Raw genomic sequence first — 16,480 nt, 5'->3', positions numbered from 1 at the left:
AAGATACGGTCCGGATTTCGGTGCCGGATGACCGGTCAGCTTGGCCTAAGCGACAGCTCTTTGGGGAGAGTTGTCATTGACCGAGACCTGCCATGGCGGACTCTCGCCAGCGCGAGGAATGCGCCAGCGCGGCCTTACCGGGGCACAGCGGTGCGAACCACAGGGGCTGATCGGTCGATTTATCGACTTGACGGCCATATGGCGGCACCGGGACGCGCTCGCGCCCCGGTGCGGGTGTGACAGATTTCGAGTGGTCAGCGCTCGCGCGTGCGCGCGTAATGACGTGAGGCCTTCGCCCGGTTTCCGCAGGCGGCCATCGAGCACCAGCGCCGGGTGCCGTTGCGCGAGACGTCGTAGAAGTGAAGGACGCAGCTCTCGGAGGCGCACGTGCGGATCCGGCCGGGCGCGGCGCCCAGCAGGCCGAGGTAGTCGCGCGCCGCCGTCCAGGCCGGCCCCCAGGCCGGATCGGCGAACTCGGCCCGCTCGCCCGGGCCTTCGGCGGTCAGGGTGGCGCGGATGCGGCCGTGCTCCAGTACGGCGTCGATCAGGGTACGGGCACTCTCGTCGGCCGGGTCCGCGACCGCGCGGGCCAGGGCCTCGCGAGCGGTCAGCAGATGGACGAGGGTCGCCGCGTCGGCGCGGAAGCGCCCGGCCAGGCCGGTGCTCTCCAGCCAGACCGCGAGCCCCTGCACGCGGGTGAGCCCGGCCGCGCCGGCGAAGAGGTCCAGTGGTTCGCCGTCGACGACCCAACGGGTGTTGAGCAGGTCGAGGGCGACCGGCTCCCCGGTCAGGGGTCGTGGATCCGCCGCCGTCATGTCCCTCGTGCCCCTCTCCCGCCGGATGGCTAACCCTTTGAGGGTACGTGAACGGTTGACACCTCCTTGCCTAACCCTTAAATTGGTTCTAGAAGGTTAGGCAAGATGTGTGCGGGAACCCTCTGCGGAAGGAACGTCATGACCCACGGGGCGTACCACCGGGGCCCGCTGGCCGTGCAGGAGCGGGTCGGCGTGCGCGACCTGGCCGACCATGTCGGGCGCTCGATCGGTAGGGGCATCCGCGACGTCGCGGCGGCCTTCCTGGGGCTCCAGCCGCACCTGGTCGTCGGCGCCACCGACGGCGCGGGGCGGGTGTGGGCCTCCCTGCTCACCGGCGCGCCCGGCTTCGTACGGGCCACCGGGCCGGACCGGATCGCGGTCGCCGGCGGTCCACCGGCGGGCGACCCGCTCGCCGAGGCGCTGGCCACGGCAGGGACCCGCGTCGGCACCCTCGCGCTCGACCCGCGCACCCGGCGCCGGATGCGGCTGAACGGAACCCTGGAGGTGACGCGGGGAGGCTTCGCCGTCGAGGCCGAGCAGGTCTTCGGCAACTGCCCCAAGTACATCCAGCGGCGCCGGCCGCTGGAGCTCGCCCGGCAGGGGGCGGGTGTGGTGCGGCGCGGGGATGTGCTCACACAGGACCAGCAGCGGACGGTGCGCGGCGCCGACACCTTCTTCGTCGCCACCACGGCGGAGGCGGACGGGGCCGACGCCAGTCACCGGGGCGGACTGCCGGGATTCGTGGAGGTGCTCTCGCCGGCCGAGCTGGCCTGGCCGGACTACGCGGGCAACGCCATGTTCCTGACCCTGGGGAACCTGACGGCCGACCCGCGGGCCGGACTGCTCTTCCCGGACTGGGAGAGCGGGGCGGTCCTTCAGCTCAGCGGCCGGGCCCGGACGGAGTTCGGGGCCGACGGGAGCCGCCGCACCCGCTTCCGGGTGGAGTCGGTGGTGGAGAGCGTGCACCCGGGGCGGCTGCTGTGGAGCACCCCGGAGTACTCGCCTCACCTGGGCAGTACCACCAGGTAGGCGGCGGGTTCCCGGTCGTCGGCCGCGGTCAGGGCGGTCCGGATCACCGCGGCCTGCTGCTCGGGCCAGTCGCGCAGCTTGCGGGGGGTGATGTGGATGACGGTCACCCCGAGCCGCTCCAGCGTCTCGCGCTTGCGCACGGACTCCGACCACTGCTCGTCCTCGCCCTGGCGGGGGGCGCGGGTGTCGATCTCCAGGGCGACGGAGTGCTCGGGCCAGAACGCGTCGACACCGCCGAGGTGCGGGCCGCCGGGCAGCCGCAGGTCCACGTTCCAGACGGGGTCGGGGAGCTCGTGGCCCCGTACGAGGTGGTACAGCCGGTCCTCGGCGATGGCCCGGCCCTCCGCGAGCAGCGACTCGACCGCGTCGACCACGTGCGGCCGGTTCAGCAGCCGGGCGACGGTCAGCTCCCGTACGACGGCGGCCGGTTCGCAGTGCCCGCCGCGGACGGCCTCGCTCAGCAGGCGGCGTACGACGCCGGCGTCGGAGAGCTGGGTGACGGCGTCGGCGACGGCCCGCGCGACGGGCGCCACCGGCAGTCCGGTCACCTCCTGGGACCGCGGCGGCGTGTGCGTCCGTACGATCCGCACGTCCCCGGTGGAGCGCAGCCGCCGGGTGCCGGGCACCAGTACGTCGATGTGCGACAGGGCGAGCAGCGCGGGCGCGGAGCTGAACCGGTACAGGGCCAGCGCCGCCAGCCCGGTGATCATGGCCTCGCCGCTGCCGCGCCGTCCCGCGTACAGCAGCGCCGCGTGCAGGCGCTCCTCGCTGGTCGCGGGCCCGGAGTGGAGCAGGAACACCCCGGGCAGGATCTGCTGCCAGGGCCGCCCGGCCGCGTCGGAGGCGGTGACGCCGTGCTCGCGCAGCTGGGCCAGGGTCAGCACGCGGGGGCGGGTGCCGGTGAGGTGGGCGAGGGGGAGGGGTGCGTTGTGGTTCATGACGCGGTGATTCCCTCAGGCCATGGCCTTGCTAACCCCTGTTACACGCCCGTCGACAAATCCGGACAAGCCGGGGCTAAAGTACGGGCGTTCGACTGCCGATGGGGTGCGCCCGTACGGGGGACCCGGGTCGGCGCCGTTGCGGGGGCGCCGCCCCGGACCCCCGCGCCTCCAACGCCGGCAGGGCTGGCTCTTTTCCAGCCCGTCCGGCGTTCGAGGCGTTCGAGGACCGGGTCCGGGCGGCGCCCGGTCTCGGGAAGGGGCGGGGTGGGGGAAGGCCCCGCAGGTCAGCCCGCGGCCGCGTCGCAGGCCTGGGCGCGCAGGCCCCGGGCCAGGTCGTCCCGGGCCTCCAGGACCAGGCGGCGCAGGGCCGGAGCCGCGTCGGCGTGGGTCGACAGCCAGGCGTCGGTGGCCTCGAGCGTGGCGGAGTCGCCCTGCAGCGCCGGGTAGAGACCCCTCACCACGTCCATGCCGATCTGGATCGACCGCTCCGCCCACACCCGTTCGATCACCTCGAAGTAGCGCCCCGCGTAGGCCGCGAGCAGGCCCCGCTGCGAGGACTGCTGCATGCCCGCGATCGTCGCCTCCACCAGCGCGTTGGACAGTGCGTCCGACTCGACCACCGCCGCCCACGCCTGGTCCTTCACCGCCTGCGAGGGCCGCGCCGCCAGGCACCGCACCTGGTGCCGCTTGCCCGAGGCCGTGTCGTCGCGCGCCAGTTCGGCGGCGAGCACGCCCTCGTCCACCGCCCCGTGCGCGGCCAGCGGCAGCAGGAAGTCCCAGCGCAGCTCCTGGTCCACCTCCAGCCCGTCGATCCGCGCCGTGCCCTCCAGCAGCCCCAGCAGCAGCTGGAAGTCGCCCTCGGTCGCCGCGCTCGCCGCGAAGAAGCGGGCCCACGTCAGCTGGTGCTCCGACCCCGGCGCCGCGAGCCGCAGTTCGCGCAGCGCGCACGACGCCAGCTCCCGGCCGCCCTGCTCGCGCCACGCGGGCGCCGCATAGTGGGTCACCGAGGTCAGGGCCTGCGTGTGCAGCATCTGCAGGACGCCGACGTCGCTCTCGCGGCCCGCATGCGCGAGGACCAGCGAGACGAAGTCCCGCGCCGGCATCAGGCCGTCGCGCGTCAGGTTCCACAGCGCCGACCAGCTCAGGGCCCGCGCGAGCGGGTCGCTCAGATCGCCGAGGTGCGCCCGCAGGGTCTCCAGCGAGCCCTCGTCGAAGCGGATCTTGCAGTAGGTGAGGTCCTCGTCGTTGACCAGAACCAGGTCGGGGCGGTCCGTGCCCGCCAGCTCCGCGACGACCGTCCGCGTGCCCGAGACGTCCGCGTCGGCCCGCGCGTAGCGGACCAGGGTCCCGTCGGAATCCAGCCGGTACAGGCCCACCGCGACCCGGTGCGGACGCAGCTCGTCGCCCTCCTGCACGACGGCCAGCTCCGTCACCCGGCCGCCGGCGTCGTAGGTGATCACCGGGGTCAGAGCGTTCACCCCGGCGGTCTGCAGCCAGGCCCGCGACCACTCGGCCATGTCCCGCCCGGAGACCTCCGCGAGCACCGACAGCAGGTCGTCGAGCGTGGTGTTCCCGTAGGCGTTGGCCTTGAAGTAGCGCCGCGCGCCCTCCAGGAAGGCCTCCCGTCCCACATAGGCGACCAGCTGCTTGAGCACCGAGGCGCCCTTGGCGTAGGTGATGCCGTCGAAGTTCAGCTTGGCGTCCTCCAGGTCACGGATGTCGGCCGTGATCGGGTGCGTGGACGGCAGCTGGTCGGCCCGGTAGGCCCATGACTTGCGGCGGTTGGCGAAGGTGATCCACGCCTGGTCGAAGCGGGTGGCCTCGACCAGCCCGAAGGAGCCCATGAAGTCCGCGAAGGACTCCTTCAGCCACAGGTCGTCCCACCACTTCATGGTGACCAGGTCGCCGAACCACATGTGCGCCATCTCGTGCAGGATGACGTTCGCGCGCGCCTCGTACGAGGCCTGCGTCACCTTGCCGCGGTAGATGTACTCCTCGCGGAAGGTCACCATCCCCGGGTTCTCCATGGCGCCCAGGTTGTACTCCGGCACGAAGGCCTGGTCGTACTTCCCGAAGGGGTACGGGTAGTCGAAGAGCTCGTGGAACAGGTCGAAGCCCTGCTTGGTGATGAGGAAGATGTCATCGGCGTCGAAGTGCTTCGCCAGCCCCTTGCGGCACATCGCGCCCAGCGGGATCGTCAGGTCCCCGCGGGTGTAGGTGTCCGTCACGTAGTGGTAGGGGCCCGCGACCACGCACGTGATGTACGTGGAGATCGGCGCGGTCTCGGCGAACCGCCACACCCCGGCCTCGCGGGACTCCTCCGCGCCGTTGCTCCACACCTGCCAGCCCTCGGGGGCCGTCACCTCGAAGCGGTACGGGGCCTTGAGGTCGGGCTGCTCGAAGTTCGCGTACACCCGCCGGGCGTCGGCCGGCTCGTACTGGGTGTAGAGGTAGACCTCGCCGTCCTCCGGGTCCACGAAGCGGTGCAGGCCCTCGCCCGTCCGGCTGTACGCGCAGTTCGCGTCCACCACGAGGACGTTCTCGGCGGCCAGGCCGTCGAGGGCGATCCGGGCTCCGTCGAAGACCGCGGCCACGTCCAGCGCGCGCCCGTTCAGGGTCACGGCGTTCACCGAAGGGGCGATCAGGTCCGCGAAGGTGGCGGAGCCGGCCGCCGCCCGGAAGCGGACGGTCGTCACCGAGCGGAAGGTCCGGGGACCCTCGGCCGGCTCGGCCTCGTCGACCGCGGACCGGATGTCGAGGACCACCTCGTACCCGTCGACGGACAGCAGCTCGGCCCGCTCACGGGCCTCGTCGCGGGACAGATTCTCTCCGGGCACGTGCACTCCTTCGTGCGTGATCGCGTTCTTGTGTCGAATCCTCGCACGAGGGAATCAGCGCCACCCGGTAGTGGTTGGTGACGGGGAACGTGAGCCCAGTGATGCGCTTTTGCGACCCATGCCGAGACTGAGGAGAGACATGACCGACACCCAGGTGCGCGAGAAGACCCCGGTCGACTTCTGGTTCGACCCGCTCTGCCCTTGGGCCTGGATGACGTCCCGCTGGATGGTCGAGGTCGAGAAGGTCCGCGACGTCGAGGTCCGCTGGCACGTGATGAGCCTCGCGGTGCTCAACGAGAACAAGCTCGACGAACTGCCCGAGGTCTACCGCGAGCTGCTCGGCCCCAAGGGCTGGGCCCCGGTGCGCGTGGTCATAGCGGCGCAGCAGAAGCACGGCGAGGAAGTCACCGGCAAGCTCTACACCGCGCTCGGCACCCGCATCCACAACGAGGAGAAGGGCCCGACGCGCGAGGTGATCGCCGAGGCGCTCGCCGAGGTCGGTCTGCCGGCCGAGCTGCTCGCGTACGCCGACTCGGACGAGTACGACGAGGTGCTGCGGGCCTCGCACAACGACGGCATAGACCGGGTGGGCCAGGAGGTCGGCACCCCGGTGATCTCCGTTCCGGGCTCCGAGGGTGACGACGTGGCCTTCTTCGGTCCGGTGGTCACCCCGACCCCGCGCGGCGACGCGGCCGCCCGGCTCTGGGACGGCACCCTGCTCGTCGCCTCGACCCCGGGCTTCTACGAGATCAAGCGCACCCGCACCAAGGGCCCGTCCTTCGAGTAGGCGGACCCGTCGGCCCGGCCGGCGCACCACACAGAAGACCCCCGTGAGTCACGTCCTCACGGGGGTCTTCCGTTCGACACGCCCGCCGGTGAAGGTTGAGAAGACGATCACGAGGCGGACGGGCTTGTGGTGGCGCGATCAGCCCTTGGCGGGGATCAGCAGCGGGGTGTTCGCCCTGGCGTCGGCGTAGCGCCGGGACACGTCCTGCCAGTTGACGACGTTCCACATGGCCTCGATGAAGTCCACCTTCTGGTTCTTGTACTGAAGGTAGAAGGCGTGCTCCCAGGCGTCGAAGACCAGGATCGGGGTGCTCGCCACGCCCACGTTGCCCTGGTGGTCATAGACCTGCTCGACGACCAGACGGCCGCTGACGGGCTCGTACGCGAGCACGCCCCAGCCGGAGCCCTGGGTGGCGGAGGAGGCGAAGGTCAGCTGCTTCTTGAACTTCGCGAAGGAGCCGAAGGACTCGGTGATCGCGTCGGCCAGGTCGCCCAGGCCGTCGGCCGCGGTGGGCTCGCCGCCGCCCTCGCCGGTCTTCGGGCTGGCCATGTTGTGCCAGTAGATGCTGTGCAGGATGTGGCCGGAGAGGTGGAACGCGAGGTTCTTCTCCAGGCCGTTGAGGGCGCCCCAGTTCTCCTTGTCGCGCGCCTCCGCCAGCTGCTCCAGCGTGTTGTTGGCGCCCGTGACGTAGGCCGCGTGGTGCTTGTCGTGGTGCAGCTCGATGATCTGCGGGTTGATCACCGGCTCCAGTGCCGCGTAGTCGTACGGAAGCTCAGGAAGCGTGTAGATGGCCATGCGTGTTATCCGGTCCCCTCAGCGTGCCAACTGCTTATTGCAATCAATGCGCAACTGCACGCTAGCAGTATCTATTCCAGGCCACATGTAAGGGTTACCTCTGAACGACGAAGGCGGGCCCCGTGTCTTCGCACGGAGCCCGCCTTCGTCTTCCGACGATCCGTCAGGCCCGGCCGGCCGCCCGGCGCTGCATCACGTAACCGGTCACCGCGAGGGCGACGGTCAGCCCGCCGGTGAAGATCACCTGGACGCGCGTGTCCTCGCCCAGGGCCATCAGCACCAGGACCCCGGCCACCCCGGCCAGCGCCACCCAGGTCAGGTACGGGAAGCCCCACATCCTGACGACCAGCTTCTCGGGGGCCTCGCGCTCCAGCCGCCGGCGCAGCACGAACTGCGAGACGGCGATGAAACCCCAGACGACCAGGATGACCCCGCCCACCATGTTCAGCAGCCAGGCGAACAGGGTGTCCGGGTACCAGTAGGACAGCAGCACGGTGACGAAGCCGAAGGCGCAGGAGGCGAGCACCGCCCGGCGCGGCACCCGGCCGCTCACCTTGCCCAGTGCCTTGGGGCCCTGGCCGCGGGAGACCAGCGAGTAGGCCATGCGCGAGGAGCCGTAGATGTTGGCGTTCATCGCGGACATCAAGGCGATCAGGATGACCACGTTCATGATCTCGCCGGCGGCCGGGATGCCCAGGCGGTCCAGGGTGGCGGCGTACGGGCCCTCGGCCGTGACCGCCGGGTCGTTCCACGGCAGCAGGGTGACGATGACGAGCATGGAGCCGACGTAGACGATCGCGATGCGCCACATGGTGGTCCTCACGGCCCTGGCCACGCCCTTGACCGGGTCCTCGGACTCGGCGGCCGCGATGGTCACCGTCTCCAGTCCGCCGTACGCGACGACCGAGGCCAGCAGTCCGACCAGCAGGCCGTCCACCCCGTTGGGCAGGAAGCCGCCGTCGTGGAGCATGTTGGCGGTGCCGGGGGAGTCGGTGCCGGGCAGCAGGCCGAGCACGGCGAGCACGCCCAGGCCCAGGAAGAGCGCGATCGCGCCGATCTTGAGGGCGGCGAACCAGAACTCGAACTCGCCGAAGTGGGAGACGGCGGCGAGGTTCGAGCCGCAGAAGAGGGCCATGAAGACCAGCACCCACATCCAGGAGGGGGTGCCCGGGAACCAGCCGGTCATGATGTGCGCCGCGCCGATGGCCTCGATGGCCACGCCCACGCACAGCAGTGTCCAGAACATCCAGCCGGCGGTGAATCCGGCCCAGGGGCCGATCGTCCGCTCCGCGTGGACGGAGAAGGAGCCGGAGGCGGGGTTGGCGGCGGACATCTCGCCGAGCATCCGCATCACGAACATCACGAGCAGCCCGGACGCGGCGTACGCGAGCACGATCGAGGGGCCCGCGGCGGCGATGCCGGCGCCGGAGCCGACGAAGAGTCCGGCACCGATGACACCGCCGAGGGCGATCATCGAGAGGTGGCGCTGCTTGAGCCCGTTGCCGAGGGGAGACCCGGTGTCGGCCTGCGGCGGCTCGGGCGGTGCGACGGTGGTGCTGCTGTGGCTCATGGCTGGGTGCCTGTCAGGTGCGGGGGTGGAGCGGGGCCCAGTGTGCCGAGTGTCCGATCACCGGAACGACTGTGTCCGATATTCGGACAGCCGGATGACCGGCCGTGATCACCCCCGTACGCTGCCGACAGGACGCACAGCCGCGATGACAGGGGGACCGGTGGACGACCGAACGGACCACGGGATCAGGGAACTGCCCGCCACGGGCCGGGGGGTGCTCGTCACCGGGGCGTCCCGGGGGATCGGGCGGGCCATCGCCACGGCCTTCGCCGAGAGGGGCGACCGGGTGGCGGTGCACTGCACGGTCCGGCGGGCGGACGCCGAGCGCACTCTCGCGGACCTGCCGGGCGAGGGGCACATCCTGGTCAGCGGCGACCTCACCGACCCGGCCCGCGTGGAAGCGCTCGCGGCCGAGACCGAGAAGGCGCTCGGCGGCATCGACGTCCTCGTGAACAACGCCGCCGTGATGGTCGCGCATCCGCTGCCCACGACCTCGTACGCCGACTGGCAGGAGGCCTGGCGGCAGACGGCCGCCGTGAACCTCTTCGCCCCGGCCAACCTCACCCACTGCGTCGCCCGGCACATGATCACCGGCCGGCGGGAGGGCCGCGTCGTCAACATCGGCTCCCGCGGGGCGTTCCGCGGCGAGCCGGACCACCCGGCATACGGCGCCACCAAGGCGGCCCTGCACGCACTCGGCCAGTCACTCGCCGTCTCCCTGGCCCCGCACGGCATCGCCGTGGCCTCCGTGGCGCCCGGGTTCGTGGCCACCGAGCGGGTCGCCGACCGGCTCGAGGGGGAGGAGGGCGAGCGGATCCGGGCACAGAGCCCCTTCGGCCGGGTCGGCACCCCGCAGGAGGTCGCCGCGGCCGTCCTGCACCTGGCCTCGCCCGCCGCACGCTGGAGCTCGGGCACCGTGCTCGACGTCAACGGCGCCTCCCACCTGCGCACCTGACGCGAAGGCCCCCCGCGCCGGGTGCGCGGGGGGCCTTCTTCGCGAGGCGCCGTGGGCCGGCGGCCGGTCAGGACTTCGGGGTGCGCCGCTCCCGTACGAGGGCCACGACCAGGACGACGGCCGCCGCACCCGTGGACCACAGCAGCTGGGGACGGGCGGAATCGTCGAACAGCATCAGGACCAGGACCGCCGCCATCCCGGCCAGCGCGGCCCAGGTGGCGTACGGGAACAGCCACATCGGCAGGGTCAGCCGCTCCGGCATGTCCCGCTCGATGATCCGGCGCAGCTTCAGCTGGGAGACCGCGATCAGCGCCCACACGAACAGCAGCACCGCGCCGACCGCGTTGAGCATGTAGAGGAAGATCGTGTCCGGCCACAGCAGGTTGAGCACCACGGACACGAAGCCGAAGGCCACCGAGGCGAACACCGCCCGGCGCGGCACCCCGCCGCCCGAGACCTTCAGGAGCGCCTGCGGCGCCTCACGGCGCTCGGCCAGCGAGAACACCATCCGCGAGGACCCGTACAGGTTCGCGTTGAGCGCCGACAGCAGCGCCACGAACACCACGATGTTCATGATCTGGCCGGCCGCCGGGATGCCGATCGAGTCGAGGACGGCGACGTAGGGGCTCTCGCCCGGCTTCAGCGAGTTCCACGGCAGCAGGGTCACGATGACCACCATCGAGCCGACGTAGAAGAAGAGGATGCGCCACACCGCGCTGCGCACCGCCCGGGACACCGAGCGCGCCGGGTCGTCCGACTCGGCGGCCGCGATGGTGACGACCTCCAGGCCGCCGAAGGCGAAGATGACCGCGAGCATGCCCGCGACCACGCCGCCGAAGCCCGCGGGGAAGAAACCGCCCTGGCCGGTGAGGTTGGCCATGCCGACCGGGTCCGTGTCCGGGAGCAGGCCGAAGACCGCGAGGGTGCCGAGGATCAGGAACAGCACGATCGCGCCGACCTTGAGGGCGGCGAACCAGAACTCGAACTCGCCGAAGTTCTTCACCGCGGCCAGGTTGCTCACGGTGAAGACCACCATGAAGAGCAGGACCCAGATCCACTGGTCGACCGACGGCACCCAGCCGTTCGCGATCTTCGCCGCGCCGGTGGCCTCCACGGCCAGCACCACGACCAGCAGGAACCAGTACAGCCAGCCCGCCGAGAAGCCGGCCCAGCGCCCGAGCGCGCGCTCCGCGTAGACGGAGAAGGAGCCCGAGGCGGGCATCGCGGCCGACATCTCGCCCAGCGCCCGCATCACCAGCATCGCGAGGACGCCCGCGAGCAGGTAGGAGCAGATGATCGCGGGACCGGCGATGCCGATGCCGGCTCCGGAGCCGACGAAGAGCCCGGCGCCGATGACGCCGCCGAGGCCCAGCATGGTCAGGTGGCGCTGCTTGAGGCTGTGGCTGAGGGGTTCCGCGGGCAGGTCGCCCGTCGTGGGAGGTGCTTCTTCCAGGCGCTCGCGCATGAAGGGTGCTCGTACTCTCGTTCGGCCCAGCGGCGGTGGTGGCTCCGCAACAGGATTGGCGGGACCCTACAGTCTTGCTGAGCGGCGGTCGTCCGTGCAAAACGGACGTGTTGTCGGATCTTCCTCGTGACGAGGATCACGTCGTCTTAGGTGTGGGGCTCAGGGTTTGTGTGATCCCCACCAAAGCGGGGAGCGGGGCTTGTCCCGGGCAGCGCTGGGGCGGCGGGGGACCGCGCATTAGCGTCGGTGATCGTCCCGCCACCCCCACCCGTGGAGCCTCCCGATGAGCACTGCCTCCGTCTCCCTGCGCCCCGGCGCCGTCCTCGCCGACCTGCTGCCCGCGAGCCGCGTCCGCGACATCGCGCTCGTCGTCGGCGGCGCCGCGCTCACCGGGCTGGCCGCCCAGATCGCGGTTCCCGTTCCCGGCTCCCCGGTCCCCGTGACCGGCCAGACCTTCGCCGCCCTGCTCGTCGGTACCGCGTTCGGTGCCCGCCGCGGCTTCCTGTCGCTGGCGCTGTACGCCCTCGTCGGCATGGCCGGTGTGCCGTGGTTCGCGGGCGGGACCTCCGGTGCGGGCGGCGCTTCCTTCGGCTACGTGCTCGGCATGCTGCTGGCCGCCACCGTCGTCGGCGCCCTCGCGCGGCGCGGCGGCGACCGCTCGGTCCTGCGCACGGCCGGCCTGATGGTGCTGGGCTCCGCCGTGATCTACGCGGTGGGCGTGCCGTACCTGATGGCCGCCACCGGGATGTCCCTCGGCGTGGCCGTCGCGAAGGGCATGGTCCCGTTCCTGATCGGCGACGCACTCAAGGCCGCGCTGGCCATGGGCGCCCTGCCCGCCGCCTGGAAGCTGGCCGGCCGTCGCGGCTGAGCCGCCCCCGACACGGGCCGCACGCACCGGAGCCCGGCCCGCCTTGTGAAGGCGGGCCGGGCTCCGGCGTACGTGCACGAGCGATCAGCCCTGGAGGGCCTTCTTGCGGCGGAAGTCCAGGATCACACCGACGAGCACGACCAGGCCGGCGACCAGCGTGGACAGGGTGACGACCTCGCGGTTCGCGTCGTCCACGAACATGTAGCCGATCACGAACATGATCAGTGCGGCGGTGGCCCAGGTCAGCCACGGGAACAGCCACATCTTCACGGTGAGCTTCTCCGGGGCCTCGCGGACCAGGATCCCGCGCATCCGCAGCTGGGTGAAGCAGATCACCAGCCAGACGAAGAGCGCGATGGCACCCGAGGAGTTCAGGAGGAAGTTGAAGACCGTGTCCTTGAAGGCGTAGTTGAAGTAGACGGCGACGAAGCCGAAGACCGTGGAGCCCAGGATCGCGGCGACCGGCACACCGTTCTTGTTGACCTTGGCGAACGCCTTGGGGGCGTCACCGCGCTCACCGAGCGAGAAGGCCATGCGGGAAGCGGTGTAGAGGCCCGAGTTCAGGCAGGACAGCACGGCGGTCAGGACGATGACCTCCATGATCGTGCCGGCGTTCGCGATGCCGATCGAGTCCAGGGCGGCGACGTACGAGCCCTTCTCGGTGATCGACTTGTCGTTCCACGGGAGCAGCGTCAGCACGATGAAGATCGAGCCCAGGTAGAAGACGCCGATCCGCCAGATGACGGAGTTGGTGGCGCGGGTGACCGCCTTGCGGGGGTTCTCCGACTCGCCGGCGGCCAGGGTGACGATCTCGCTGCCCATGAAGGAGAAGACGACCATCAGCACACCGGTGAGGACCGCGCCGTAACCGTTGGGGAAGAACCCGCCGGTGTCCGTGAGGTGCGCGAAGCCGGCGCCCGGGTTGTCGGAGCCCGGCAGCAGGCCGAAGACGGCCAGCATGCCGACGATCACGAACGCGCCGATGGCGACGACCTTGATGCCCGCGAACCAGAACTCGAACTCACCGTAGGAGGCGACGGAGCCGAGGTTGGTGGCGGTCAGCACCGCCATCACGATCAGCGCCCAGGCCCACTGCGGGACGGCCGGGATCCAGTTCTCCAGGATGGCGGCACCGGCGGTGGCCTCCACCGCGAGCACGACGACCCAGAAGAACCAGTAGAGCCAGCCGATGGAGAAGCCCGCCCAGCGGCCCAGCGCGCGGTCGGCGTACGCCGAGAAGGAACCCGAGTTCGGGCTCGCGGCGGCCATCTCGCCCAGCATCCGCATCACGAAGACGACCATCGCGCCGACGAGCGCGTAGGAGATCAGGATGGCGGGTCCGGCCTTGGCGATACCGCCGCCGGAACCGACGAAGAGGCCGGCGCCGATGACGCCGCCAATGGCGATCATGGACAGGTGGCGGTTCTTGAGACCGGCCTTCAGACCGTCGGAGGGCTGGCCGTCACCGGGGTTGCCGGTGGGGCCGCCTTCCTTCTGAAGGGTCGTCGTGGAGCTCATGGACGGATCCTTAGGTTCTCGGGTTGCGAGCCCCGGCATTCAAACCTGAGATGAACGCAGGACGGAAGACCTCAATCCGGATCGTTGCCTTGGGGTGAACATCCAGGACCCCCCGTCCGCCCTGTCCCATCTGGGCTCTTTGGGTTTACTTGAGCTTTAGAAGTGACTTACGCGACACCCGCTGGAGGCTGTCGGACCTCCACGTGCCACACTCGTCCCATGCGCGTGTACCTCGGATCCGACCATGCCGGCTTTGAGCTCAAGAACCACCTGGTGGACTGGCTCAAGAACAACGGCCACGAGCCCGTCGACTGTGGGCCCCACATCTACGACGCGGTGGACGACTACCCGCCGTTCTGCCTCCGCGCCGCGGAGAAGACCGCCGCAGACGCCGACAGCCTCGGCATCGTGATCGGCGGCTCCGGCAACGGCGAGCAGATCGCCGCCAACAAGGTCAAGGGCGTCCGCGCCATCCTGGCCTGGAGCGTCCAGACCGCCCAGCTCGGCCGTGAGCACAACAACGCCAACGTCATCTCCGTCGGCGGCCGGATGCACACGCAGGACGAGGCCGTCAGCTTCATCGAGGCCTTCCTGGCGACCCCGTACTCCGACGAGGAGCGCCACACCCGCCGCATCGAGATGCTCTCCGCCTACGAGACGACCGGCGAGCTCCCCCCGATCCCGGCCCACCACCCGCAGGGCTGATCTTCCGCTTCGCCGTGCCGCCGGAGTCCCCGGCGGCACGGCCGTTTCCAGACGTAGGAGCAGTGCCGTGCCCGAGGGGCATACGATCCACCGCCTCGCCGAGGACCACGCCGAGCGGTTCGCGGGCCGGCCGGTCCGCGTCAGCAGCCCCCAGGGCCGCTTCGAGCAGAGCGCGGCCGTACTCGACGGGCGCGAGCTGGACGGTGCCGAGGCCCACGGCAAGCACCTCTTCCTGGAACTCGGCGACGCCTGGATCCACATCCACCTCGGTCTCTTCGGCAAGCTCGGCTTCGGCCCCGCCCCGGCCCCGCCCGCCACGGACACGGTCCGGCTGCGCCTGCTGAACGAGGACCACTACGCCGACCTGCGCGGCCCCACCGCCTGCGCACTGATCGGCGAGGGCGAGAAGAAGGCGATACACGACCGGCTGGGACCGGACCCGCTGCGCAGTGGCGACGACCCCGACCGCGCCTGGGCCCGGATCTCCCGCTCCCGCACCACCATCGCCGCGCTGCTCATGGACCAGAAGGTCGTCTCGGGCGTCGGCAACGTCTACCGCGCCGAGGTCCTCTTCCGGCACGGCATCGACCCCTACCGCCTCGGCAGGGACCTCATCCGCGCCGAGTGGGACGCCCTGTGGGCCGACCTGGCCGCCCTGATGCGCGAGGGCGTGCGCAACAACCGCATCGACACCGTCCGCGACGAGCACCTGCCCGAGGTGATGGGCCGCCCGCCCCGCGTCGACGACCACGGCGGCGAGGTGTACGTCTACCGCCGGGCGAACATGCCGTGCCACATCTGCGGGGGCGAGATCCGCACCGCCGACCTCGCCGCCCGCAACCTCTTCTGGTGCCCCGGCTGTCAGTCCCGCTGACGCGGGCGCGTCAGAAGCCGTGCGGCAGCCAGGGCGCCACGTCCCCGGCGAAGGCCCGCGAGGCCTCCGTCAGCGCGCCCGGCCGCGACTCCCGCACCAGGCCGGCCGCGGCCAGCGAGGCGAGGATGATCCCGCCCAGGTACGCCGACCCCAGCTCCCGCACCGACAGCTCCAGGTCCGCCGGCTCCTCGGTCCGGGTGCAGCGGGCCACGCCCTTGGCGTCCACCACCAGCCGCCACCGCCCCTCGTTCCAGGGGCAGAACGCGTCCGCCACCGCCATGACCACGTCCAGCGGCGCCCCGTACGTCCGCGCCTCCAGCGCCGCCGCCAGGTCCACCAGCCGTACGTGCAGCGCGTCCCGCATCCGCGGCCTCGACCGCCGGATGTCGCTCACCAGGTGCAGCACAGGATCGTCCACCGGCCGCCGCGCCCGTACCGTCCACGTCAGGTCGATCGAGAACAGGTAGCGCCACAGGGCCGCGCACGCAGCCGGGTCCAGCGCGTCGAGATCGCTCACCTCGACCTTGCCGTCCGAACCCGACTGGTCCCAGTCCGGCTTGACCCGGTAGCGGGCGTACCCGACCACCTCGCCGTCCTCCCGCTCGGCGACCACACACTTCAGCTCCGACGCGCCGCCGCGGCCCGACGGCGCGTCCAGCACCGGCAGTGCCTCCCAGCCCGGCTGCCGGGCGAGCATGCCCGGCCGGGTGGGGGCCAACGCCGCGTACACCCGCTCGCAGTCGGCCAGTGCCTCCTGCGGGTCCACGAGCCGCAGCCGTACCGCGTCCGTCCCCGGCGGTACGGACAGCCGTACGCGGGTCGTGTCGACCTCCAGCGACAAGGCGTAGGTGGCCGTGCCGTAGCCGAAGCGCCCGTAGATCGCCGGATCCGAGGCCGTCAGCACGGCGAGCGGTTCGCCGCCCGCCCGGATGTCGTCGAGCTGGCGCCGCATCAAAGAGGTGAGTATCCCGCGCCGGCGATGGGTGGGGGAGACGCCCACCGCCGTGACACCGGCCGCCGGTACGATCGCGCCACCCGGCACGGACAGCCGGAAGGTGAAGGCGCCCGCCGAGCCGACGCAGGCGTCACCGTCCCAGACGCCGAGCGAGCGGTCGATGTCCGTCAGCGACCTGTACAACTCCCGATCCTCGGGGGATTCGGGTACACCGCCGAACGCCAGCTCCAGCTGGCCGTACCAGACATCCCACTCATCCGCTCGTGCTACGCGCATCTCAAGAGCCATATGGCCATCCCTATCAGGGCATTCCCTCCCAGTCGATCGGTTTTCGGGCCGGTCCGGACCTCTGGTCCGGGGGTACCC

14 protein-coding genes are annotated in these 16,480 nt (G+C 71.2%); 6 read left to right on the top strand and 8 right to left on the bottom strand.

Annotated elements, in window-relative coordinates; genetic code table 11:
- Nucleotides 1-254: 254 nt before the first annotated feature.
- On the bottom strand, nucleotides 255-815 hold the full coding sequence (locus tag OG753_RS16235; protein ID WP_405788907.1) for a CGNR zinc finger domain-containing protein: 561 nt from the start codon (nucleotides 813-815) through the stop codon (nucleotides 255-257).
- Between the two features lie 138 nt (nucleotides 816-953).
- Here OG753_RS16235 and OG753_RS16230 point away from each other — a divergent pair, with 138 nt between their 5' ends.
- Nucleotides 954-1,844, top strand: coding sequence for a pyridoxamine 5'-phosphate oxidase family protein (locus OG753_RS16230; protein WP_405788905.1), 891 nt, complete (start codon nucleotides 954-956; stop codon nucleotides 1,842-1,844).
- Here the strand turns inward: OG753_RS16230 and OG753_RS16225 are convergent.
- On the bottom strand, nucleotides 1,820-2,782 hold the full coding sequence (locus tag OG753_RS16225; protein ID WP_327262485.1) for a hypothetical protein: 963 nt from the start codon (nucleotides 2,780-2,782) through the stop codon (nucleotides 1,820-1,822). The two genes, OG753_RS16230 and OG753_RS16225, sit on opposite strands and share 25 nt — an antisense overlap.
- Before the next feature lie 287 nt (nucleotides 2,783-3,069).
- On the bottom strand, nucleotides 3,070-5,622 hold the full coding sequence (gene pepN, locus OG753_RS16220; RefSeq protein ID WP_405788903.1) for an aminopeptidase N: 2,553 nt from the start codon (nucleotides 5,620-5,622) through the stop codon (nucleotides 3,070-3,072).
- Between the two features lie 139 nt (nucleotides 5,623-5,761).
- Between pepN and OG753_RS16215 the strand changes: the two genes are divergently transcribed.
- Nucleotides 5,762-6,409: a DsbA family protein gene (locus OG753_RS16215; protein ID WP_327262483.1), complete on the top strand. Its 648-nt coding sequence runs from the start codon at nucleotides 5,762-5,764 to the stop codon at nucleotides 6,407-6,409.
- 138 nt (nucleotides 6,410-6,547) lie between these two features.
- Here the strand turns inward: OG753_RS16215 and OG753_RS16210 are convergent, their stop codons facing one another.
- Together OG753_RS16210 and OG753_RS16205 are read right to left on the bottom strand one after the other, a co-directional pair.
- On the bottom strand, nucleotides 6,548-7,204 hold the full coding sequence (locus OG753_RS16210; protein WP_405788902.1) for a superoxide dismutase: 657 nt from the start codon (nucleotides 7,202-7,204) through the stop codon (nucleotides 6,548-6,550).
- 163 nt (nucleotides 7,205-7,367) lie between these two features.
- Nucleotides 7,368-8,774 (bottom strand): amino acid permease, encoded by a 1,407-nt coding sequence (locus OG753_RS16205; RefSeq protein WP_405788900.1) that lies wholly within the window; start codon nucleotides 8,772-8,774, stop codon nucleotides 7,368-7,370.
- 160 nt (nucleotides 8,775-8,934) lie between these two features.
- Here OG753_RS16205 and OG753_RS16200 point away from each other — a divergent pair, with 160 nt between their 5' ends.
- Nucleotides 8,935-9,729, top strand: a complete 795-nt coding sequence (locus OG753_RS16200; RefSeq protein WP_327262481.1) for an SDR family oxidoreductase — start codon at nucleotides 8,935-8,937, stop codon at nucleotides 9,727-9,729.
- A gap of 67 nt (nucleotides 9,730-9,796) precedes the next feature.
- Here OG753_RS16200 and OG753_RS16195 read toward each other — a convergent pair whose 3' ends face one another.
- Entirely contained in the window at nucleotides 9,797-11,194 is a 1,398-nt protein-coding gene (locus tag OG753_RS16195; RefSeq protein ID WP_327262480.1) for an amino acid permease, read from the bottom strand.
- A 283-nt stretch (nucleotides 11,195-11,477) separates the two neighbouring features.
- Here OG753_RS16195 and OG753_RS16190 point away from each other — a divergent pair, with 283 nt between their 5' ends.
- Nucleotides 11,478-12,062: a biotin transporter BioY gene (locus tag OG753_RS16190; RefSeq protein WP_327262479.1), complete on the top strand. Its 585-nt coding sequence runs from the start codon at nucleotides 11,478-11,480 to the stop codon at nucleotides 12,060-12,062.
- An 84-nt stretch (nucleotides 12,063-12,146) separates the two neighbouring features.
- Here OG753_RS16190 and OG753_RS16185 read toward each other — a convergent pair whose 3' ends face one another.
- Nucleotides 12,147-13,580 (bottom strand): amino acid permease, encoded by a 1,434-nt coding sequence (locus OG753_RS16185; protein ID WP_327262478.1) that lies wholly within the window; start codon nucleotides 13,578-13,580, stop codon nucleotides 12,147-12,149.
- A gap of 219 nt (nucleotides 13,581-13,799) precedes the next feature.
- Here OG753_RS16185 and OG753_RS16180 point away from each other — a divergent pair, with 219 nt between their 5' ends.
- Both OG753_RS16180 and OG753_RS16175 read left to right on the top strand, forming a co-directional pair.
- Entirely contained in the window at nucleotides 13,800-14,285 is a 486-nt protein-coding gene (locus tag OG753_RS16180; protein ID WP_202201560.1) for a ribose-5-phosphate isomerase, read from the top strand.
- 67 nt (nucleotides 14,286-14,352) lie between these two features.
- Nucleotides 14,353-15,159: a DNA-formamidopyrimidine glycosylase family protein gene (locus OG753_RS16175; RefSeq protein WP_327262477.1), complete on the top strand. Its 807-nt coding sequence runs from the start codon at nucleotides 14,353-14,355 to the stop codon at nucleotides 15,157-15,159.
- A 10-nt stretch (nucleotides 15,160-15,169) separates the two neighbouring features.
- On the opposite strand, the gene OG753_RS16170 is transcribed toward OG753_RS16175, so the two are convergent.
- Entirely contained in the window at nucleotides 15,170-16,402 is a 1,233-nt protein-coding gene (locus OG753_RS16170; RefSeq protein WP_405788897.1) for a GNAT family N-acetyltransferase, read from the bottom strand.
- Nucleotides 16,403-16,480 lie beyond the last annotated feature (78 nt).

It is taken from the genome of Streptomyces sp. NBC_00029, assembly GCF_045160505.1.
GTDB lineage: Bacteria > Actinomycetota > Actinomycetes > Streptomycetales > Streptomycetaceae > Streptomyces.
The sequence above is the reverse complement of the archived record's forward strand: the minus strand, read 5'-3'. Positions and strand labels throughout refer to the sequence as shown.

Bases quoted from the DNA above. Each gene is read 5' to 3' on its own strand.
- OG753_RS16235 (WP_405788907.1), bottom strand. From the start codon at position 815: ATGACGGCGGCGGATCCACGACCCCTGACCGGGGAGCCGGTCGCCCTC.
- OG753_RS16230 (WP_405788905.1), top strand. From the start codon at position 954: ATGACCCACGGGGCGTACCACCGGGGCCCGCTGGCCGTGCAGGAGCGG.
- OG753_RS16225 (WP_327262485.1), bottom strand. From the start codon at position 2,782: ATGAACCACAACGCACCCCTCCCCCTCGCCCACCTCACCGGCACCCGC.
- OG753_RS16215 (WP_327262483.1), top strand. From the start codon at position 5,762: ATGACCGACACCCAGGTGCGCGAGAAGACCCCGGTCGACTTCTGGTTC.
- OG753_RS16210 (WP_405788902.1), bottom strand. From the start codon at position 7,204: ATGGCCATCTACACGCTTCCTGAGCTTCCGTACGACTACGCGGCACTG.
- OG753_RS16205 (WP_405788900.1), bottom strand. From the start codon at position 8,774: ATGAGCCACAGCAGCACCACCGTCGCACCGCCCGAGCCGCCGCAGGCC.
- OG753_RS16195 (WP_327262480.1), bottom strand. From the start codon at position 11,194: ATGCGCGAGCGCCTGGAAGAAGCACCTCCCACGACGGGCGACCTGCCC.
- OG753_RS16190 (WP_327262479.1), top strand. From the start codon at position 11,478: ATGAGCACTGCCTCCGTCTCCCTGCGCCCCGGCGCCGTCCTCGCCGAC.
- OG753_RS16185 (WP_327262478.1), bottom strand. From the start codon at position 13,580: ATGAGCTCCACGACGACCCTTCAGAAGGAAGGCGGCCCCACCGGCAAC.
- OG753_RS16180 (WP_202201560.1), top strand. From the start codon at position 13,800: ATGCGCGTGTACCTCGGATCCGACCATGCCGGCTTTGAGCTCAAGAAC.
- OG753_RS16170 (WP_405788897.1), bottom strand. From the start codon at position 16,402: ATGGCTCTTGAGATGCGCGTAGCACGAGCGGATGAGTGGGATGTCTGG.